This window comes from Paenibacillus sp. FSL K6-2862, assembly GCF_038005125.1.
In the GTDB taxonomy this organism is placed as follows: domain Bacteria; phylum Bacillota; class Bacilli; order Paenibacillales; family Paenibacillaceae; genus Paenibacillus; species Paenibacillus illinoisensis_A.
In genome coordinates, this window is the sequence record NZ_JBBOSN010000001.1 from 2,895,955 (window position 1) to 2,917,580 (window position 21,626).

Here is a 21,626-nt window from a genome sequence, read left to right on the forward strand (position 1 = left end):
TGCAACCCATGTCAGGGAACAATGAAATGCCAATTCCGGGTGCGGATCAGGCAAACGGAAGTTCACGTACGCAGGCAGGATTTCGCTATCTCTGGAAACAACTGATCCTCAGTAAAACCGGGCTGCTTGGTTCAGTGCTCGTTTTGCTGGTTGTCTTGATCGCCATATGTGCACCTCTGTTAACGAGTCATGATCCCGCTGCTGTCGACCCGCTTAATCGTCTTAAACCTCCAGCCTGGCTCGAAGGAGGAACTTCGGAACATTGGCTCGGTACGGATAACCTGGGCAGAGATATGTGGAGCCGGATCGTCTACGGTGCGCGTGTTTCATTAATTGTAGGTATGGGCGCGGTCATAGTCTCGGGAGTGATCGGCGCCATACTGGGGCTGTTATCCGGATTTTATGGGAAATGGCTGGATGCGGTCATCATGCGGGTGGGAGATGCCTTCATGGCCATTCCTACCATTCTGTTTATGCTCGTTGTGATGGCCATCGTTGGTCCGGGCATAACAACATTGATCTTTGTCATCGGTGTGACCAACTGGGTTCCGTTTACCCGTATCGTTCGAAGTGAGGTTCTCAGTATCAAGGAGCGCGATTTTGTTCATGCTGCCAGATCCATTGGAGCCAAGAATGGACGGTTGATTGTAAAACACATTCTGCCGAATATTCTATCTTCCTTTATCGTCATCTGCGGTATGAACGTCGGAACGACCATTATAATGGAAGCTTCGCTCAGTTTCCTCGGTCTGGGCATTAAACCGCCTGACGTTTCATGGGGAGGCATGCTCAGTGATGGAAGACAATATGTAGCCACAAGCTGGTGGGTCGCCACATTCCCTGGACTAGCCATCACACTCACAGTGCTTGGTGTTATTTTCCTCGGTGATTGGTTGCGAGATGTACTTGATCCACGTACGGAAACGAGTAAAAAATAACAGGACTGGGGAAAGGGGACCTTCATATGAACAAACGACCGATCATGCCGAAGGATTTATATCATTATCGTTCCATTAGCCAACCCGTAATCCATCCGAATGGACAGGTGGCCTACGTAGAGCAGACCATAGACCGGCAAAAGAACGAGTACAACACCCGGATTCGGGGAATCTCGCTGGATGGCAGCAATGATGTCGAGCTCACGAATGGAACCAAGGACACAGCGCCGAGCTGGACACCGGACGGAACACGGCTTGCTTTCTTGCGTTTGGAAGAGGGCGGCAAAGGATTATGGATACTTGCATCAGGTGAGGACGAACCTGTTAATCTTATTCCGCCCGATCGTAAAATATTGGATTACGCTTGGTCACCTGACGGCCAGTATGTTGCCTTCACCAGCAAAGTGCAGATAAAAGGCGCAGGTGACAAAGATGAGGCGAAGAATGAAACGGCATCTAAGCTGCGTGGCAAAGTGTATGAACGTACAACGCCGAAAGCGGAGGGATCCGGTTGGTGGGACGGTCTCTACAGCCATCTGTTCGTTTATGAGGTTGGAAGTGGAGAGATCACTTCAGTGACCACCGGACCATGGAACGTCAGTGGGCCCGAATGGTCACCGGATAGCCAGAATCTTGCTTTTATCTCAAAGCAGGTGGAGGATAAGGAAGCCGATGCGGATCTGCTGTACTTCGCTGACGTATACACGATTCGGCTGGGAGAAAGTGCGCCTTCCAAAGTGACGGACTCCAGTCTGCTGGTGAGCCAGTTCTCCTATTCTCCGGATGGTCAGGTACTTAATCTGATCGCCAGCGACAGGGAATTCGGCAGCGGCAGTCATAACCGATTATATACAGTCCCCGTGCAAGGCGGAACACCTAAGCCGATTACAGCAAAATTGGATATGCAGTTAGGCAACACTGCGCTCGGAGATATGAAATCCGCCGGTCCGTCTCCATCTCCGGTCTGGGATGTGAACCATCCTGAACGAGGCATGCTTGTACTCGGTACGCACGATGGAAGCGTGGATGTGTACCGAATCCATGCAAATGGAGACTGTCAGCCCTTGACCGGAAAAGGTGAAAAGGATGTGTACCAATACACATTGTCACCCGATGGAGCTACACTCATTATTGCTGCACTTACTGCTGATCACCCTGCGGAGCTGTATCGCGTGGATGTTGAGACTGGCAAAATGATCCGGCTCACCCGGAGAAACGACGAATGGATCAACGCACTCCAAGTAAATGTACCTGAACGGATTGAATTTACATCCACAGATGGCTGGCGCATCCAAGGTTGGCTGTTGCAGCCTGCGAGGCAGGATTCGAGCGCCAAAACTCCGCTGATTCTGCAAATCCATGGAGGCCCGCATGCAATGTATACGGGCACTTTCAGTTATGAGATGCAGACACTTGCAGCACAAGGGTATGCCGTTGTATGGGTGAATCCGCGAGGGAGTATGGGATACGGACAGGAATTTGCCAGAGCTTGCCGTGGCGATTTCGCGGGTGGAGACTTTCGTGATTTAATGGAGGCGGTTGACCATGTCCTGGACACATACGAAATATTTGATGAATCACGTCTGGGTGTTGCAGGCGGCAGTTACGGAGGGGTCATGACGAACTGGATCGTTGCCCATAGTAACCGGTTCAAGGCCGCTGTAACCCAGCGCTGCATCTCCAATTGGCTCTCCATGTACGGTACCAGTGATATAGGCATATCTTATGTTGAGGGAGTCATTGGGGGTAATCCGGCAGAGAATGCCGAGCTGTTATGGGCCCGTTCACCGCTGGCTCACGCACATCAGATCGACACACCGCTTCTTATCATGCACGGAGAGCAGGACTATCGGACTCCAATTGCCCAGGCGGAGGAGCTCTACACCACGCTCAAACGTTACGGCAAAACAACCAAACTGATTCGCTACCCTGGTTCCAATCATTCGCTGCTGAAAAGCGGCAAGCCTTCACTACGAGTAGATAGTTTCGAACAGATCAATGCCTGGTTCAATCAGTATCTTCAAGAAGAGACGGTTGAAGCATGAGTCAGGTGCGGCTTTCGATTCCTGTAGGGATGCTGGTGGAGAATGTTCTGACGAGTGGTGAACCGATTGAGGTTATTATCGATCGTTTGCACCGAAGGGATCTGGCTCCTTTGCGGTCCAAGCTCAAGGAACCAACCATGGATTTGGAAGAACGGTTGCAGACGGCAGAGGAAGCTGGTGAGGATTGGGCTGAGGCCATTCGCAGCGGATACGAGTTTAAGTTTTTGCATATCAACGGGCTGAAACGAGTGCTGGACTTTCGGTTTAATCGTAAGATTGATCGGGACTACAGCCAAGAGGAGTTAACGCTGCGGAATATCCAATTAAGCACTCAAGAGATAGAATTGCTGCGCATGCTTATTGGCCGGCAGTGGGAGATTGTTGAAGAAGAAAATAATGAGGCGGATACTGTGCTCTTAACAGATACTCTCGTGTGGATAGAACTAAAATATCAATAATTCAACCTAGATAAATTGCAATCGTATAGTGAAAGGTCCTGGGGAGTTGTACCAGGGCTTTTTTTGTTTTATTGAGCGAAGAGGCAAGATGCGCACGATTATGCGGTGCATGAAAAAGGAACAGGATCATTCGCTGAGGCACTTATATTAGCCGTGACGGCTGATAGACAGAAACATAGTATAGTCTAAACGGAAGAAGTGTACCTTTTCCTGCTAAGAAGGGAGTGAATTGTTTTGCCGAATAGTACAGGTCTTGTCTATAATCCCGTAACTGGAGAGACGCAATCCACTCAGGTCATTGTAACCTGCATCAACGATTCACTTAATGCTCCCGCCAATATTGAACTTGAAGTATTCAGGTGGGACACAACCCAAACTACACGCATTCCAGTTGGTCATGAGCTGTTTCAATTGACTCCCCAAGCTACGAGAACATTTATCTATCCACTGCTTAACGCTGCTTTTTTTGAAGTGCAAAGTGATTATTTCAGTGCTACAAGCACCATTATCGATGTGTATGCTGTTAATTCTACAGGTCAAATTATACAGCGAATTCTCCAGTCGGAGATGACCTTAATAGATCGATTTACAAATATCCCTTAAAGGAATAGAGGTGAGTATATTGCCAGTAGTGAATATTACCGGTGCCTTGGCAGGCAACCAGTTTGAACCTTCCATTGCTGTAAATACGCTAAATCCGAATATCATGTGTGTTGTTGCTGTGGATACCAGTACAGGGCCCACGCTAACAGGTTTCTATCGTTCAATCGATGGTGGAAACACATGGTCGACGACAGTGCTTCCACAGCCAGCCGGATATTCGGGGGCAGAGGCACCTACCATTGACTATACTTTTCCAAGTACCTTTATAGTGACCGTTCATGTGTTCAATGGAATCAATGATGGGACAATCGTCAGTTATACTTCGTTTGATGATGGTGAAACATGGCAGCCTCCCGTAATTGTGCAAGCAGGATATGGGACAATTGTTCATAATGATGAGCCATTCATTGCCGTGGATCGGTCTCCAGGCAGTCCGTATCGTGGGCATGCCTACGTGGGGTATACACCCCTCGCAACGACATCTTCTGCCATTTTTACGCAGAGATCGGTGAATCAGGGTTTGACCTGGGAACCACCAGACAGACAGTCCAACCCGCGTGGGATTCATGACCGTGCAGCGTTAGCCGTTGGTTTTTCTGGTGAGGTCTATGCCGGGTATATTATTACAGGACCTGCCAGTCCTTCTGCATTACTGAGGATATCTTATGATGGAGGAATCAATTATCAGCCTCCCATTGAACGTCAGGCTACGTTTATCTCCTCAGTTGTACCAGCTCCTTCGCCATTACCAGTGCCCAATTATGCTTTTCGAGTTCAAACCAACCTGTGTCTGGGGGCCGACATATCCATTGGACCGAAAAGTGGAACCGTATACGGAGTCTGGAACGATGCCCGAAATGGTTACACGGATGTGTTCCTCAGCCAATCTCCTGATGGACTGCTCTGGTCAGCTCCTGTAAGTATAACGGGTGCCCCTCCAGGTACACAGAATTTCTTCCCATTTATAACCGTGTCCCCGTTTGCGGGAACGATTCGGGTCATTTATATGACCAACCGGATCGACGGATTCCTTCTGGACGTATTCGTTGCTGAATCTTTTGACGGCGGGGTGACGTTCAGTAATCGTAGACTCACGACGACTTCTTTTAATCCGAATGGAAATAATCCGGTTCCCACACCGCTCATTGGGGATTATATTACGGCTGCCACCGCCGCTCCTGATAATCTGGCTGCCGTGTGGATGGCGACCACGCCACCAACAGGAAAACTGGACGTGTATTTTGGTACGTAACCATGCTTGGGGAGCCTTGGCAGGTCAGCCAGGGCTCAATCTATAATTCTTTTCTATTAGCCTACACCTGATCTATTCTTCTACATATGATGAAAGATCATTCATAGAAGAGAGGTTAAGCCTTGAACAAGACAGAGGGTGGACATGGGGTTTCCATTATAGTATGTACGAACCGATCACAGTTTTTTGATAACATTCTGACGAATTTTAAGAGACAGCGGTACCGGAGCAAAGAGTTGATTATCATTCTGAATCATGATGGCATGAATCTGGAATCATATCGAAACCGTGTTCGAGGCCACGCCAATATTCATGTATATCAGGTTCCTGAGAGAATCTCGTTGGGACAATGTTTGAATGCAGGGATTGAACGTGCCCGCTTCTCGTTAATTGCTAAGTTTGATGATGACGATTATTATTCTGCCTATTATCTGAAAGAACAAGTAGGGGCATTAAAACGGACCCGAAGTGATATCGTGGGCAAACATTCCTGTCTGGTATATCTCGGCGCTTCGAAAAAACTACTGATCAGATCCCCTAAGGAAGCCAGTAAATTCTCAGAATTTGTGCAGGGGGGCACGATCCTGTTCAAAAAGGAAGTGCTCAAGAAGGTTCGATTCACCGACCGTTCCGTGGGGGAAGATGTTACTTTTCTGAGGCAATGCAGGAGGAAAGGGTTCAAAACATATGCGACCTCACCCTATAACTATGTCTATCACCGGAGGCAGAACAAGAAAAGCCATACGTGGAAAGCGGATGATACATTTTATCTGCAGGGTAGTAAACTACTCACCGTTACAGATCAGTTTCGCCCATTCGCAGACAAGGAAATTTAAAAGGCGGCATCCATGAAGTAAAACGGCGCTCCTGTGAGCGCCTCCTTAAACTATCGAGTGATTGAAGATAAGGCTGAAATCAAACCTAGTGTACACAGCAGATCAAGTCACACGGATTCAAACAGTTGCAGGAATATCGCATCTAATCTTGAAGTAATCTGTAAGAAGTCTCATTTAAGGAGGATGAAATGACGACAACGTTAACGATCGTAATCATTGGTATAGCAATTGTTGTGTTCGGGTTGACCACAGGATTGATTCTCGTCTTAAATGTCACTAAAAGGCTGCGAACGGGTCAAGAGAAGATGCAAAACAAAAAGGAGATTTTGAGCTTCGGAATGCCTGCAGAAGCAATCATCCAGGATATCGCTGAGACTTCATCCAGCATGGATGGACGGCCTGGCGTACGTCTTGATCTGTTAGTTACCCAGGAAGATGGTCAGACCTTTCAAACCATTGTGAAGACATATATTCCAATCATACATGTCCCAAAATTTCAGAGAGGAAGCGTAATAGATGTGAAATACATAGAGGATGGAGCAGTGAAAAAGGTAGAGGTTGTGGATGCTTACATCCCGTAACAATTCATTTCAAACAGATGAACGTATTAAAACCGCAGCAATGCGGTTTTTTCTTATGTTTATGTACTGTCATTATTCCTCATGTCGAAATCCAAAGAATGCTATAAAATGATTTTCTTGAAAAATAGAAAATTGATAAATATTATTTATCGAATTGCAACTAAATTCCTTTCATGAAAGTTTCATAACTTCGTTTACATCATAGTGAAAAAGTCATATAATTGTCATCGGAAGGTTAACAACTAACTTAAAGTTATCTAGTGTTAAAAAGAAACTAAAGAGACATCATGAAAGAAGGCTAGTAGCGATGAACACATTTTTTGTTGATTCGAGCGGGAATCTGAAAACACAATTAAGAGGTAAAGAAGTTCTATCCAATCCAATTCTGAACAAGGGTATTGCCTTTACCGAAGAAGAGAGAAAAGAACTGAACCTGAACGGCATTTTGCCGCCGATGGTTTTAAATATTGAAGAACAGGTGAGCCGGGTTTATCAGCAGCTGCAAAATGAGTCTGATAACTTGCGTAAAAGCATCATGCTGAATGACTTGTTTAACCGAAACATTGTTTTATTTTATCGATTATTGAAAGAACATCTTAGTGAAATGCTGCCGATTGTATATACACCTACGGTCGGTCAAGCGATTCAGGAATATAGCCATCAATACCACAGACCTGGCGGAGTGTACCTCTCTATTAACGATATGGACGGCCTGGAGGAGGCATTCCGAAACAGTGGTCTGCAAGCTGGAGACGTGGATCTCATTGTGGTAACCGACTCGGAAAGCATCCTTGGTATCGGAGACTGGGGTGTAGGCGGCATTAACATTGCCATCGGTAAACTAGCAGTGTACACCGCAGCAGTAGGGGTTGATCCAAGCCGAGTACTTCCAGTGGTACTTGATGTAGGAACGAACAATCCTACTTTGCTGAATGATCCATTATATGTAGGGAATCGTCATGAACGTATCCGCGGTGAGAAGTATGATCAGTTTATTGAAGCTTTTGTGAAGGAAACGACCAAATGGTTCCCCGACGTGCTGCTTCACTGGGAAGACATGGGCAGCGTAAATGCCAGAAACATCATCCATAAATATGGAGAAGAGCTTCTCACCTTCAACGATGACATTCAAGGAACGGGTGCCGTTACACTGGCTGCTGTGATGTCAGGCGTTCAGGTTACAGGTGTACCACTTCGTGAGCATCGCGTACTGGTATTTGGCCCAGGGGCTGCCGGTATTGGTAATGCGGATCAGATCAGAGATGCCATGATGGAAGAAGGACTTACGCAGGAAGAAGCAGAAAACCGGTTCTGGGCGTTTGACTATCGCGGTATTTTGACGGACGAGATCGAAGGATTGTTCGAGTACCAAAAGCCGTATGTACGCAAAGCGGACGAGATCAAAGACTGGAATCGGGATGAACAGGGGCAGGTTAATCTGCTTGAAGCTGTTACTCGTATTAAACCGACCATTCTGATCGGTACATCGGGTGTTACAGGTGCCTTCAACGAACAGGTTGTGAAGGAAATGGCCAAGCATGTGGAACGTCCAATCATTATGCCGATGTCCAATCCAACTTCCCTCGCCGAAGCAGCTCCAAAAAGCCTGATTGAATGGACGGATGGCAAAGCATTGATCGCAACAGGAAGCCCATTTGAACCTGTAATGTATAATGACATTCAGTTCGAAATCGGTCAATCCAACAATGCGTTTGTTTTCCCTGGTCTGGGATTGGGAGCTATTGTAGCGAAAGCTTCGAAATTTACGAAGAATATGTTTACAGCAGCGGCGATCGCGGTAGCAGGTGCAGTAGATTCTTCTGAACCTGGAGCTCCACTGCTGCCAAGGGTGAAAGAATTGCAGGATGTTTCTTACAAAGTGGCAGTTGCAGTAGCGAAAGCAGCAATCGAAGACGGCGTTGCCCGCCGTCAACTCGAAAACGTGGAAGAGGCGATTAAGGATGCCATGTGGCACCCTGTATATAGACCGATCCTTGCAGCAGTTTGATAACTGTGAACACGCAATGGTTTGAATATGACAATACGTCACACCGAGAGAATACCTGTCCATCCGTACAGGTATTCCTTGGCTGTGTCCAAAATTGAAAATAACATATCACATGATCAAAATTTTTGTCATTTGTTGAAGTGTTGCAAATGCTCAGATCATAAATGGAGGTTTGACCAACATGTCAGTAAGTGACATTTTCATTATATTAATTCCTATATTTTTCGTAATTTTACTCGGTTTTTTTGGAGGCTATTTCAAAGTATTTAACTCCGCATCCTCCAAAGGCCTGAATACACTGGTGACCAAGTTTGCGCTGCCGGCGCATTTGTTCATTGGTATCACTACGACTAAAAAAGAGACCCTGATTGACAAGTGGCCATTCTTCATGACCATATTCTTGGGGATTATCGGTTTCTATGTTGTGCTGCTGCTGGTGATGCGTTTCATTTTCAAAGTCAATCTTAGCCAGTCATCGATCTTTTCATTGAATGCTACTCAACCTTCGTTTGCATTTATGGGGATTCCGGTTCTGGGTAACCTGTTCGGTGCGGCTGAAGTCACCATTCCAATTGCAATCACGGGCATCGTAGTTAATGCGCTGCTTGATCCAATCGCGACCATTGTCAGTTCTGTGGGGAAGAAAACGGAAGAAGGCAAGCAGAATGGTCATGGCGAAAGCTTGTTAAAACTAACGATCCATTCCATCATCCATGGTCTGAAAGAACCGCTTGCCTGCATTCCGCTTCTGGGTGTAATCCTGACGCTTGTTGGTTTCCAGTCACCTCAGCTGCTGCAAAGCTCTTTTGATCAGATCGGTAGCATTACTTCCGGAGCAGCGCTGTTTGCAATCGGGGTAACGGTGGGCATTAACCGGATCAAATTCAGCCTGAATGCCATCAGCATTTCACTGTTGAAGGTGATTGCGCTGCCGTTGTTTACGTACATGTTTGCATTATTGATGGGACTATCATCAACCGACATGACTATGGTCATCCTGCTTGTATCCTTCCCAGGTTCAGCCGTAGCTGCGATGATTGCATCCAGGTTCGATACACTTGAGGTGGAGACGGCATCATCCTTTGTCATGAGCTCCGTCCTGTCATTGATCTCACTGCCAATCCTCATCTCCATATTGGTTTGACTCAGAAGAAGCCGCGATATTCGCGGCTTTTTTCCGTTTCTGAACTTAAAAAGTTGCGTATACGATGAAAATTATGAATAATGTTTAGATGTGCGGAAGGAGGAGGTTAATTGAAAAAGAAGAAGAATAGAATTCCGTTTACAATTCTCGTATTTTTTGTTCCTGCGATGATCTTGACGGTACAGATCTGGAATGATTATCGAGGTGGGGTTATGAGCGTCCAAGATCAATATTCCAATTTGACAGGCATGTATTATCTTGATGGCGGGAACAAAATTGTAGCTTTAACGGATGAAATGGACGGCGAGTATTCGAGGCTCCACATGTATGAGGCTAACACGGGAAACCTGATCAAAGAACAAATGATCCGTGCCAATTCTCAAGGTCCATTAGCAGCAACTACATATCAGAATAACGGTGTGATCATCCCAACATTAGATAGCAGTCAGAGCTTACAGCTGACTCACGTACGGGATACGGGAGAAGTGGCAGAATTAGCCCGAAGTACAATGCAGCTCGATACTCCTTGGGCAGGTGTACACGCATGGCGTGGCAGGCTCATTGTGAATGGAGAAACACAAGGTTCAACGACATACCTTGCAGAGGTCAGGGACGCAGAAGTAAAACTAGTGATTCTTAATAGTCCAGATGTACTTCCGTCGGATCCGGAAAATATCTCTGACTTAGACGTGAGCTTCAAAAACGAGCTGCCTGTTCCTGTATTTGAAGTTGTACTTGAACATGGCCGAAGGGCCCATGTAAGTGGAATTCTTCAACAGGATGGTCTTCCTGCCGTGAAGATCCAGTCCGAGGATGTAGGCATTTTCCTCGCACAGGAACAGGCTTCCAATATGTTCGCCAAATCATTTGGCGTTGATAACACTCGGTTGGTTCGCGCCGAGGATTCCAATCCCAAACAAGTCCGTTTCTATAATGCCAAAACGAATGAGTGGGGATCTGTAGTCAATACTCCCAAACCGGTATACCAAGCGAGTGTTTTCTTATTGAATGACCAGGAGGTTTTCATTGTCGGATCTTCCATGGAAGCTGAGAAACAAGGTGAAGTTCGCGGTTATATCTATAATGAAAAGAAAAAGTCTTTCATAGATACAGGAGCAATGGTGGGGCATTTAACATATGAGGACCTGAAGAACACGGACGTTGAATTTTACAAAGCTCTCGAAGATGATACGCTCTATTATTCCGACGGTGATCAGGTGGCAGGCGCCATGAACGTGGAGACAGGACTAGTCCATATGCAGACGAAGGATCAGATGCTCGAATGGATCAAAGCAGCGAATGATGGACAGTTATCCTTCCGTGGTTTCCTAGGTCGTATTGGTGAAGGGGGGGTTCTTGTCCTCAACTGGGCAGTTTGGCTTGCCATTCCGCTGTTAGTTATTATCGTTCCACAGTTCATCCTGCCACTAATGTTTAAACGGCGTACACGGCAGATTAATGAGGGTGAACTGTTGAATGGTACGATCATGGAGATGGCAGAGACAGGCACCTACGTCAACAATCAGCCTCTCGTTCGCTTCAAAATTCGTTTCGAGCTGGATGGTGAACGGAAGGAGGTTGAACTCAAAAAGGTCATCTCTCTCCTGAATGCTAATCGTATCGGCGATCAGGTAGTTATCAGCTATAATCGGGAAAAGGAAAAGGCCATGTTGATATCCGATGAGGATTTACAGGACCAGATGCCTTCAACCATACATCATGCTGTTCTTGAACGTATTGATCACTATGGATTCCTGAATCGCGGCAAGGTCCTCCTGCTCCATTTTACAGCGGATGATCAAGAATACGAGGTGCCGGTTGTGCAGCCTCCGGGCTTCAGCTACCGTGTAGGGACCGAGGCAACTTTGATTCTGGCTGGAGGCCAGGTTCGTCTTCAAAGTTATGGTGTGAGTACTTCGGAACTTGCCGATCAATTGGCGCTGGAGGCAGAAGTTGTCCGAATGGAGAAGAAAGAGACGGAGTTCCTCGATCGGGAGCTATTGGTCATGGATTTGATGATAACAAGTGGTGAGGACAGCATACGCAAAACAAACAGCCTGTTCGTACCATTGGGTACTGATGTTCAGAACGGAACGCGGATTCCAATGCATATGAAACGTGAAGATTATGAGCGTGAACTTCGGTTAGCCAAAGGCAAACAGGGTGCGGCCACGATTCGCACCGTCATGTATGAAGGGATAACTGCCGGCGAGCGTCCCTTGGCGCGGATTACTGTGGATCGAGGTGGACAGATCTATGAAATTCGTCAGTCGATCGATCCTATATTCGGTGTAGAGATCGGCGACGAGCTCTGGATCAGTTATGATGAACAGACACGTGAAGCTCTCATCCTAAATTATTCATCAAATGGATAGCATCCCTCAGCAAACGCTTGTATTTAGAATTTCATAAAACACATTGAAAAGGCCGCAGATCTGCGGCTTTTTCAATGTCTATTCACTGTAGTTAATGATGTGTTTAGCTTACTGCGTTACTGCTCACCAAGTATTCATCCATCTTCGCTTTTAATTGTTCAGATGCCGGCATCAGCGGCAGGCGCAGTTGATCGCAACTAATGATTCCTTGATTGACAAGCAGCCATTTGATCATGGCAGGAGCAGGCTCTGCAAAGAGATGGTCAATAAAAGGAGCGACTCGAGTAAACTGCTCACGCGAGCCCTCTTTGTCCCCATTTTTAAAGCGATCGTACACCTCAATGAATTGCTCTGTGTTAATATTGGCAGATGCCAGCATGCCTCCAGCAGCACCTTCGCTTAACATATCGTAAAAGAATGCATCATCCCCGCACAGGATGGGTTTGGATCCGCTTCGTACCAGCTCCGACATTAATTCCACGCCGTTGGTGCTGTCCTTAAGGCCAATAACCCCGTCTAAGTTCATTATTCTTTTCATCGTATCCACGGAGACACGTACACCCGTGCGTGCAGGGATTTCATATACAATAATGGGTACTCCCACTTCAGCAGTCACACGAAAATGTTCAAAAATGCCTTCCTCTGTTGGTCTGTTGTAGTAGGGAGTGACTACAAGAACGGCGTCCGCTCCGAGTTCACCAGCCATTTGTGTACGCTTGACCGTTGATGCTGTATCGTTGGTTCCGGTCCCAACGACGATGGGTATTGTTTTATTTATGCTTTGCAAGGTTTCCTTCGTGACTTGAACGAGCTGCTCCACTTCATCCCATGAAACCGTAGGTGACTCTCCGGTAGTGCCGTTAATAACTAAACCGTGAATTCCGCTATTCGCCATATGTGTGATGTAGTTCCGAAAGGAAGGGATATCGAGCTGATTATCCTTCGTAAAAGGGGTGATTACCGGTACATAAATACCTTGAATCTGTTGTTCGGTTAGCATAATATGGCCTCCATTTAAGTTGAAATGACATTAAATTCACTTTACCATGGGAATTAGCATCATAGTTAACTATAATAGATGATGGGTGTTATCGATTATTTTGATAAGGTAGGGTTCAGGAACATGGATTTGAATTATTTTCAAACCTTTCGTGAAGTGGCCGTGCGGCAAAGTTTCACCAAGGCGGCAGAAGAGCTTGGCTACGCACAGTCGAGTGTAACGACACAGATTCAAAAGCTGGAGAAAATCTATCAGGTCAAATTATTCGAACGTTACAATAACAATAAAATCCGACTTACTTCAGCAGGGGAAGAATTGTTCAAGCTCTCCGGGCAACTCCTGGAGATATATGAACATTCGCAGGAAAAGCTGACCAAACAGGGCGGAGGTTCCCTTACCATCGCAACGATGGATTCGCTGGCTTCCTATTTTCTTCCTGCCCCGATTCAGACGACACGCAAGCAGTATCCTGAACTGGGTATTCGGCTGCAGACGGATCGCGAAGACATGATTTTGCAGAAAGTAAAAGAGGGAGAAGCCGATGTGGGACTTATTCTGGCGAATGCATCATCCGAATCAGGATTGCAGTGGATCACCATCCGGGAAGAGCCGCTCGTCCTCATCGTTAACACAGATCATCCCCTTGCGAAGAAGCAGAAAATTGAACTGGGCGATCTGGCTGACGAAGAATGGATTATGCCCGAGGATACCTGCAATTACAGACAGCTACTGGAGAGAGTATTGAGGGCTAACGTTATTCCTTACAAAGTAGGTCTGGAGCTTGGAAGCCCTGAGGCGATTAAGCGAAGCATTATGGCAGGATCGGGAATTTCGCTTTTGCCTCAAATGATCGCCCTCGATGAGATCCGGCGGGAGGAGCTAACCGTATTGCCGCTGGAGCATGGTGATTTCAGACTCGAAATCCAGTTAGTCATTCACACCCGAAAATGGGTATCTCATGCATTGCGCCAATTTGTCACAAACCTCGGAGCTAAGGAGACTGAATGGTAACCCATTCGGTCTTTTTGGCGGTGGAATATTTCGAAAACGTTTAGCAAAACCGGAAGTGATGAAATGTTCTATTGCATCTTATCTTGAAGCTAAAATATCAAAATTATGTTCTATTAAAAGCATGATTTTGTATATGACGTACAGAGGAAAACTCATGTTACCATGATGATGGCGCTAACAAGCACCCAGTAAACTGTAAGCGCTTTAATTATTCCCGGCCGGGGATCCTTTCTCTACGAATTCATGTTACACCAATCATGAAGGAGGCGAATGATCTTGGGAAAAAGCAGGTTCTGGAAGATAGGCGCCGCTGCCGCATTGCTCATATCCGTATTGCCAACGAGCATTGGTATGGCAGCAGCAGCACTCACGGAGGTACCTTATGCCATGGATTCAAGCAATCAGGCGGGATGGTGGACGCCGCTTGAGACATATGGAACGGGAAATGAGTATGCGTACTTGGCATATAACGGCCCGGGAGGCTCAGAGAGCACACATACTGTAAATATCGCAAGACGGGACGGATCAGGAACGTGGTCCAACATTCCGGTGATGAATGGCAGCAGCATTGCACAGTACAGTGATGACATTGGGCACAACCAACCTTCCATAGCACGAGACGGCAGCGGCCGATTTCACGTCTTTGCATCCATGCACAACGATAGCTGGCGTTATTTCAGGTCAGATACCGTTGGAGGCGCTCCGCAGAATCATTCTTCCGATATGCCTTCCTTCTCCACTTTCAAGGGGACATACCCCGTTCTGACAACAGCACCAAATGGTGATGTCTATCTTTTAATTCGATCAAGCGATGACACGACTGGATATCGGCCTGGAATTTTGTATCGCTGGAACAATGCCCAGTCCAGCTGGAGCCAAGAGGCGGTCGTCGGTGCGAACGCGGGTCGTTCATTCTATCCCAATGATCTGGTTTTCGATGCGCAAGGTGACTTACACATCCTGTTTGAATGGTCTACTTTTGTTTCGAGCGCACTACGTCATGATTTGTCTTACGTAAAGTACAGACCTTCAACAGGTACTTTCTATAAAGCTGATGGCAGTGTCATAGCTTCACCCGTATCGCTAAGTAATGTGGATATTGTCCAGCCGTTTGCTCCAACCGAGGCCTACGTCAAGGATGGAGGCGATCCAGGGGGACCGGGAATCCAGAGCGCCAAGCTGGCCGTAGATTCAGCAGGCAATCCGAAGATTGTCTACCGATACCGGGAGGAAGGAAGCACGAACTTCTCCGTGAAATATGCTTCTTATGATACAGGTGGATGGACGCAGCAGACCGTATATAATGCCACGGCAACAAGAGCGGGAATTGATATTACGTGGACGGGGTCAGAAGTCCGGGTCTATTATACGAAATATAGCGGCACCGACCGTGCATATATGGCGGTTCCGGACGGCAATGGCGGATGGACCCAGACGTCGATTGCTCCCGGCAAACCAATTGAGAGGCTCAGTGTTGAGCGCAATGCCAATGGTGTCGACATTCTGTACCTGGTGGATATCACCAATCGCAAGCTGTATTACGGAAGAAACTAAGCTGTTTATCCACTTCTGAAAAGTACCTCTGGAGAGTCAACCGCACAGGCAGTGCGGACTCACTCCAGAGGTGTTTTTTTGATCATATTCAAATATTAATAGAGTTCAGAATTTGAGATTTCATAATTACAAGAAATGATATAAATTTCTAGTAGACCCAAACAATTACCAAATTAAGACAGCATATTCGGAACAAGGAGGCTGGTATCCAGACATACTTTCCAGAGTGAACAGCTTGAACGCATTCCATCATATCCAATAGGAGGGATTCCATGCTTTATACGATTATTGTGCCAGTTAACCAGGATTATAATATTCTGAACCTGTTCACCGATTCACTGCTTCGGACGGTAAGCCCGTCTACACAGATTATCTTCATCAATGATGGTTCCGGCTCGGCTGTCTTTCAACATCTGGAGAAACTGAAGCAGGAAGTTCGAGAAGGGGTAACGATTGAAATTCTTCAGCATGATTTTCCACTCGGTTGCGCAGTATCCATTAACAGTGCGCTGCGGCGAGCGGAGGGAGATTATATTTTCTTCCTGGATTCCGACACCATTCTGCAGCCGGATTGGCAGTCCTTGATGAGAGAGACGCTGGATAGCGATATTACCATCGGCATGATTGGCGGTGTGCTGCTGTATCCGCAAACCGGGGGCGTGCAGCACTGCGGTATTGCTTTTGCGGACACCATCGGCAGGCACCTTTTCCTCAATGCATCTCCTGAAGATATTCCAAAAGAGACGTTCTCGGTGCAGCTGGTTGTATTCGCCATGTTCGGCATGAAGCGGGAAGTCTACGAAACGATCGGTACCCTGGATGAGAAATTTTTCAACGGATACGAGGATTTTGATTACCAGATGCGTGCACGTGCAGCCGGATATGATACAGTCATTAACCCAAACATTCGCGCTTATCACTGGGAGCGCAGCAGCGGCATTCATCGAAATTTCAACCGGAAAAACAATTTGGCCCGCTTCTGGAAAAAGTGGGGGAGTGAGATCGAGGCAGATGTTTGGCCGTTTGTGTTCAGCCACTTGAAAGAACAGCTGGGTAACCAACTGGAGCACCAACATCTGCCGATCGTCGGCATTGATCTCGCTGAAGTACGCAGTGATGCTGATACGTTCTGGACCAAGCTTGAGGAAGCTGAGATTGCACCTATTACAGAGGTGCGTGATTATTCCAACCGCTTCAATTCGAACGGGGCCATCTGGTTGCCGCAGGTACTGGGCAAGGAACTCATTCACAGTGAAAACCGGTTGCTGTTTTTGGTAGACAATTTCGCCCGTTTGCTGGAAAACCGGTACTGGATCGAGATGAGGCATGCGCATCGGGCCAAGGATCTGATTATCGATTTGTATGGCAATGTCATCACGATGGATCGCATCTATGACGGCTGCTGGCCTGGAACCAAGGTTCGTTAACCATTAAACCTAGTATAAAGGGAGGAACTATAGGTGAAATCAAAAGAGAGCACGGTGGACCGTGCCGTAAGGTTTACCCGTAATCTGGAGTGGCTTGCGCACGTTGAAAAGGTTATTCCAAGCGGATGCAGTACACTTGCCAAAGCGCCTGAACGGTTGTTTCCAGGCTACACGCCCGTGTGTTGTGCGGAAGCACGGAATTCCCGCTTTATCGATATTGATGGGAATGAATGGCTGGATTGCGAGATGGCCATGGGTACCGCTCCTTGGGGGCATGCGCGGCATGAAGTTCAATTGACCGTCATTCATCAGTTGAAAAAAGGGACAAGCTATTCCATCCCTGCTGACATTGAACTGGAGTGTGCTGATCTGATCCTTCAGCGGTTTGGTGGGCGATATCCTTCATTGCGATTCACGAAGAGCGGTGCGGATGCTGTCAGTGGAGCCGTGCGTCTCGCTAGGGCAGGAAGCGGCAAAAGCAAGGTGATTGCAACAGCCTATCACGGGTGGCATGACTGGTCAGCCTATGGTTATTATGGTCGGGAAACGAAAGAGCGCGGCATTCCGGTTGATATCGAACGTACAACGATCTGGGTGGACAAGCCTTCACCAGAACGAATTGAAGCTCAGATCATAGCGTCACCTGAAGACATCGCCTGCATTGTGCTGTGTCCCAATGAATGGAAGCGTGAACAGCTGGAGCAAGTCGTCTCCCTTTGCCGATCATTGGATATCATTGTGATTTTTGATGAAGTTACTTCGGGCATTCGTATGGGCAAGCAGGCCACAGCAGGAGAGTATGACATCTGGCCTGATCTGCTCTGTATCTCCAAAGGAATGGCGAACGGATTGCCCCTTGCTGCCGTGATGGGACCCGAACATTTGATGTCCCTATCAGGACAAGTCAGATTCAGCAATGCGCATTCCAGTGAGACCACTGCACTTGCAGCAGCCATCGCATGTGAGCGATTGATGCAAGCTGCCAAGGTATGGCCGAGCTGGCGGGATGCCACCATCCGAATCATGGATCTGATCGAGGCAGAGCTTGTGCTTCTTGGGCTGACGGACCAATTGGCATTGAAGGGTACCTATGCAAGCTTCTACATTCATTCAATTACGGAGGAGAACTTCCAATCGGATCCCTTCCGTGAGTTTATCGTAAAGAAAATGGCACACTTCGGCATTTTCACCAAAGGATACTTTATTTTCTCGGATGCCCATACGCGCGAAGAATTGCTATGGGTGGAAGAAGCCCTCTTGCAGACCCTTTCGGATTGGAAAGAGCTGCGTAAACAGGAGCATCTTGCTCGGTAACGTATTCGAAAACGTTTATAACTTCATCCCTACAGGGAATCGATTAGGAGGAATCATCCATGAAAGCACTCGTATATCAGGACCATAAACAGGTAGCGTTACTTGATGTTGAACAACCAAGCATCCAGAAGCCGAACCAGGTTAAAGTCAAAATTTATGGCTCAGGCATCTGCGGCACAGATCTAAACATTGTCAAAGGCAAAGTTCCGGCAAACAAGGGAACGATTATCGGTCATGAAGGCGTGGGTACGGTTGTGGAGGTGGGCCCTGAAGTCCGTGGATTTCAGGTAGGCGACCGCGTTCTGATTGATCCCACTCAATCCTGCGGAACCTGCTCCTACTGCCGCGAAGGATTGTTCATCTATTGCGAAAACTTCGATGACAATCAGGTAGGCATGACCACGCACGGTACATTTGCGGAATATTATGTGGGAGATGAGAAATACATCTACCCGATTCCGGATTCCATGAGCTGGGAAACGGCGATGATGATTGAACCGCTTGGTTGTGTGCTGCAGACGTTTATGAAAGCAGGCGTGAAGCCAAGCGATTCAGTACTCGTTCTGGGTTCAGGCGCCATTGGTTCCCTGTGTCAGCTCGTAAGCAAACGATTGGCACGGCTCACCGTTGGTACCGAAGTAGACCCGTACCGCAAAGAGTTTGCTTCAGGCATTGCTGATCATGTGTTCTATCCTCAGGAACTGACGCTGGATAATGTATATAAAATCAACAACAACAAAAAGTTCGACATCGTAGTCGATGCGGTAGGGAATCAGCTTCATGTTGGATTTGAGATGATTGCCAAAGGGGGAAGAATCATTCCCATGGGCTATGACGACAGCTACAAAGTAACCTTCAAATCAACAGATGTAATTAATGACGGAATCAGCATTATTGGCGCCGTAGCCGTGCATTCGATGATTAGTACGGCATTGAAATTCGCGCAAAGCATTCCGGAACTGGAGCGTATGGTGACGGCCAAGGAGCTGCTGTCTGATTACGAGGAGGCTTTCAACGGTACAGTGGGGTATCATCTGCGTACCGGGGAGCCCCTGCCGATGAACTCGGTCAAAACAGCTTTGATTTTATAGAAGTATAGAATTCTCGGAATTGCCGCTGCGATGGACCATCATCCGCGGCGGCAAGATCCGCAGAAAGAGGGGGATGTGGAGTGAAGCTGCTTCAGGATTTGCCGAGAAACCCGCGGTATTCCATTTTGCTTGAACCGGTATGGGCCATCCCGGGCACGATTGTCCTGTTTTATGCTCCTTTATATATGAAGGAAGCCGGACTCTCGGACATCGAAATCGGTTTGATCAATTCGGTGAATCTTTATTTTGCCTTTATATTTCAATTGTTCGCCGGTTCAATTACGAACAAGCTGGGCCGGAAACGGACGACGCTGATCTTTGATCTGGTTGCATGGAGTATTCCAATGTTCATCTGGGCATTTTCGCATAATTTCTGGCTGTTTCTGATCGCTTACCTGCTGAATGCCACCTCTAAATTCGTGACGGTATCCTTCAACTGTCTCATCATTGAGGATGTCGAAGAACATAAACGCTCCAGAGTGTTCGGCATTCTTAACATGATTATCACGGCAGCTGGAGTATTAACGCCGATCGCAGGTGTAGTTATTGCTGATTTTGGTATTGTGCCAACGCTGGCCAGCATCTATTTTGTCGGAGGAATACTGATGACCGCCATGTTCTTCATTCGCAACCGATATACCGATGAAACCGAGGTTGGAAAAGAGTTGATGGGCATGCATAGTCAAACGAGGGTGCTGCACAGCCTTGCTTCAAGTTTGCGACTGTTCGGCAGATCGTTTTATAAACGAAGACTCTTTCCGATCATATTGATTACCGTGCTTTCCAATCTGATTTTGCAGCTGAACTTTTTTCAGGTCATTTTCTTCAAGGAACAGCTCAAGTTTAATGATCGTGTGATTTCGTTTATCCCGGTAGTGACGGCATTAACGGTCATGCTGCTGTATTTGGTCATCATACCACGCCTGAAACAACGATCAGAGGAGAAGTATGTTGGGTTTTCCATCATATTAAGTACAATCGGAGCCGTGCTGTTTCTGTTGATACCTGTTGGAAACATAGCGATGCTGTTCCTGACCCTGATTGTGCTTGCAGCCGGTAATTTTATTCTGCAGACATACCGGGACTCCCTGCTCATGAACAGACTGGGCACGCATGAAAAAGCCGATATGTTCTCTGCCGTACAGACGGTTATGACACTAACTGCCATTCCATCAGGTTATCTGACAGGATTGCTGTACCATCATCATCCCGTACTTTTGTTCAGCGTCATTCTTGCACTGTACGTTATCCTGATGGTCATTATGTTATTCCTGCCTGATCCACAGAAACATACCCAAGTGATCGAAACTTACAAAAATATGTAGGAGAAGGGGTTTTCTGTATATAGGAAGAATATGTAATACAGAAAACGACTTGGGAGGTAAAGAGATGTCAAATGTATTTGCAGCAGAAACAAGAAGTCAAATGAACTGGATGAATGAACCTGAAAGCTGGTCTTACACAGAAGAGGGCGTACTTATTGTCGAGGCTCAGGCTGATACCGATTTTTTTCAGGACCCCGCGGGCATTAACGTCCGTGCATCCGCTCCATTCCTGGCCATACCTGTACCGGGTGATTTTGAAATGACCACCCAATTAACTGTGGACATGAAACACCAGTATGACTCCGGTTGCCTGATGGTCATGGCAGATGAACGCAACTGGTGCAAGCTTTGTTTTGAGTATGATGGAAAAGCAGCAACCATTGTGTCGGTGGTTACCCGGGACGGTTCCTCTGACGATTGCAATTCGATTGAAGTACCCGTACCCGATCCATACCTGCGCATACGCAAGGTAGAGGACTGCATTTCATTTTTTTATTCACCCGATGGGAAAGAGTGGAAACTAATTCGGTACTTCGGCATGCCGATTCAGGGGGAGATTCAGGCAGGCGTCGTTGCACAGTCACCAACCGGAGCAGGTTGTACCTGTCGCTTTTTGTCCTTGGAGGTTACAAGGCCTGACTTGACTGCACGCTTCTAAGCTATT

18 protein-coding genes are annotated in these 21,626 nt (G+C 47.1%); 17 read left to right on the plus strand and 1 reads right to left on the minus strand.

All coding sequences use genetic code 11. The features are described 5' to 3' along the window. The first annotated feature begins 8 nt into the window (after positions 1 to 8). The 10 genes from MHB82_RS13295 to MHB82_RS13340 all read left to right on the plus strand — a co-directional run bounded on the left by MHB82_RS13295 (position 9) and on the right by MHB82_RS13340 (position 12,240). Positions 9 to 938, plus strand: coding sequence for an ABC transporter permease (locus tag MHB82_RS13295; protein WP_110822342.1), 930 nt, complete (start codon positions 9 to 11; stop codon positions 936 to 938). 26 nt (positions 939 to 964) lie between these two features. Then, entirely contained in the window at positions 965 to 2,983 is a 2,019-nt protein-coding gene (locus tag MHB82_RS13300; protein WP_341174894.1) for a S9 family peptidase, read from the plus strand. Continuing rightward, a complete protein-coding gene (locus tag MHB82_RS13305) occupies positions 2,980 to 3,441 on the plus strand; it encodes a hypothetical protein (RefSeq protein WP_341174895.1) in 462 nt (153 codons plus the stop codon). Before MHB82_RS13300 ends, MHB82_RS13305 begins: the two co-directional genes overlap by 4 nt. 234 nt (positions 3,442 to 3,675) lie before the next feature. Next, entirely contained in the window at positions 3,676 to 4,044 is a 369-nt protein-coding gene (locus tag MHB82_RS13310; RefSeq protein ID WP_341174896.1) for a hypothetical protein, read from the plus strand. A 19-nt stretch (positions 4,045 to 4,063) separates the two neighbouring features. After that, entirely contained in the window at positions 4,064 to 5,296 is a 1,233-nt protein-coding gene (locus MHB82_RS13315; RefSeq protein WP_341174897.1) for a sialidase family protein, read from the plus strand. 122 nt (positions 5,297 to 5,418) lie between these two features. Beyond that, positions 5,419 to 6,132 (plus strand): glycosyltransferase, encoded by a 714-nt coding sequence (locus MHB82_RS13320; RefSeq protein ID WP_341174898.1) that lies wholly within the window; start codon positions 5,419 to 5,421, stop codon positions 6,130 to 6,132. Positions 6,133 to 6,320: 188 nt separating this feature from the next. Then, positions 6,321 to 6,713 (plus strand): hypothetical protein, encoded by a 393-nt coding sequence (locus MHB82_RS13325; protein WP_341174899.1) that lies wholly within the window; start codon positions 6,321 to 6,323, stop codon positions 6,711 to 6,713. A gap of 307 nt (positions 6,714 to 7,020) precedes the next feature. Next, positions 7,021 to 8,721, plus strand: a complete 1,701-nt coding sequence (locus tag MHB82_RS13330) for an NAD-dependent malic enzyme (RefSeq protein ID WP_095358288.1) — start codon at positions 7,021 to 7,023, stop codon at positions 8,719 to 8,721. Positions 8,722 to 8,902: 181 nt separating this feature from the next. Next, a complete protein-coding gene (locus MHB82_RS13335) occupies positions 8,903 to 9,865 on the plus strand; it encodes an AEC family transporter (protein WP_095358287.1) in 963 nt (320 codons plus the stop codon). 110 nt (positions 9,866 to 9,975) lie between these two features. Continuing rightward, entirely contained in the window at positions 9,976 to 12,240 is a 2,265-nt protein-coding gene (locus MHB82_RS13340; protein WP_341174900.1) for a hypothetical protein, read from the plus strand. A gap of 103 nt (positions 12,241 to 12,343) precedes the next feature. Here MHB82_RS13340 and dapA read toward each other — a convergent pair whose 3' ends face one another. Further along, complete coding sequence (gene dapA / locus MHB82_RS13345; RefSeq protein ID WP_095358285.1) at positions 12,344 to 13,240, minus strand: 4-hydroxy-tetrahydrodipicolinate synthase; 897 nt, start codon at positions 13,238 to 13,240, stop codon at positions 12,344 to 12,346. Positions 13,241 to 13,318: 78 nt separating this feature from the next. Between dapA and MHB82_RS13350 the strand changes: the two genes are divergently transcribed. The 7 genes from MHB82_RS13350 to MHB82_RS13380 all read left to right on the plus strand — a co-directional run bounded on the left by MHB82_RS13350 (position 13,319) and on the right by MHB82_RS13380 (position 21,620). Continuing rightward, entirely contained in the window at positions 13,319 to 14,251 is a 933-nt protein-coding gene (locus MHB82_RS13350) for a LysR family transcriptional regulator (RefSeq protein WP_341174901.1), read from the plus strand. Positions 14,252 to 14,527: 276 nt separating this feature from the next. After that, complete coding sequence (locus tag MHB82_RS13355) at positions 14,528 to 15,805, plus strand: BNR-4 repeat-containing protein (protein WP_341174902.1); 1,278 nt, start codon at positions 14,528 to 14,530, stop codon at positions 15,803 to 15,805. 272 nt (positions 15,806 to 16,077) lie between these two features. Beyond that, positions 16,078 to 17,232, plus strand: coding sequence for a glycosyltransferase family 2 protein (locus tag MHB82_RS13360; RefSeq protein ID WP_095358283.1), 1,155 nt, complete (start codon positions 16,078 to 16,080; stop codon positions 17,230 to 17,232). A 33-nt stretch (positions 17,233 to 17,265) separates the two neighbouring features. Beyond that, positions 17,266 to 18,546, plus strand: a complete 1,281-nt coding sequence (locus MHB82_RS13365) for an aminotransferase class III-fold pyridoxal phosphate-dependent enzyme (protein ID WP_341174903.1) — start codon at positions 17,266 to 17,268, stop codon at positions 18,544 to 18,546. Positions 18,547 to 18,605: 59 nt separating this feature from the next. Next, positions 18,606 to 19,637, plus strand: a complete 1,032-nt coding sequence (locus tag MHB82_RS13370) for a zinc-dependent alcohol dehydrogenase (RefSeq protein WP_341174904.1) — start codon at positions 18,606 to 18,608, stop codon at positions 19,635 to 19,637. An 80-nt stretch (positions 19,638 to 19,717) separates the two neighbouring features. Next, positions 19,718 to 20,962 (plus strand): MFS transporter, encoded by a 1,245-nt coding sequence (locus MHB82_RS13375; protein WP_095358280.1) that lies wholly within the window; start codon positions 19,718 to 19,720, stop codon positions 20,960 to 20,962. 64 nt (positions 20,963 to 21,026) lie between these two features. Further along, positions 21,027 to 21,620 carry a DUF1349 domain-containing protein gene (locus MHB82_RS13380; protein WP_341174905.1) on the plus strand — a complete coding sequence of 198 codons (594 nt, stop codon included), beginning with the start codon at positions 21,027 to 21,029 and terminating at the stop codon, positions 21,618 to 21,620. Positions 21,621 to 21,626 lie beyond the last annotated feature (6 nt).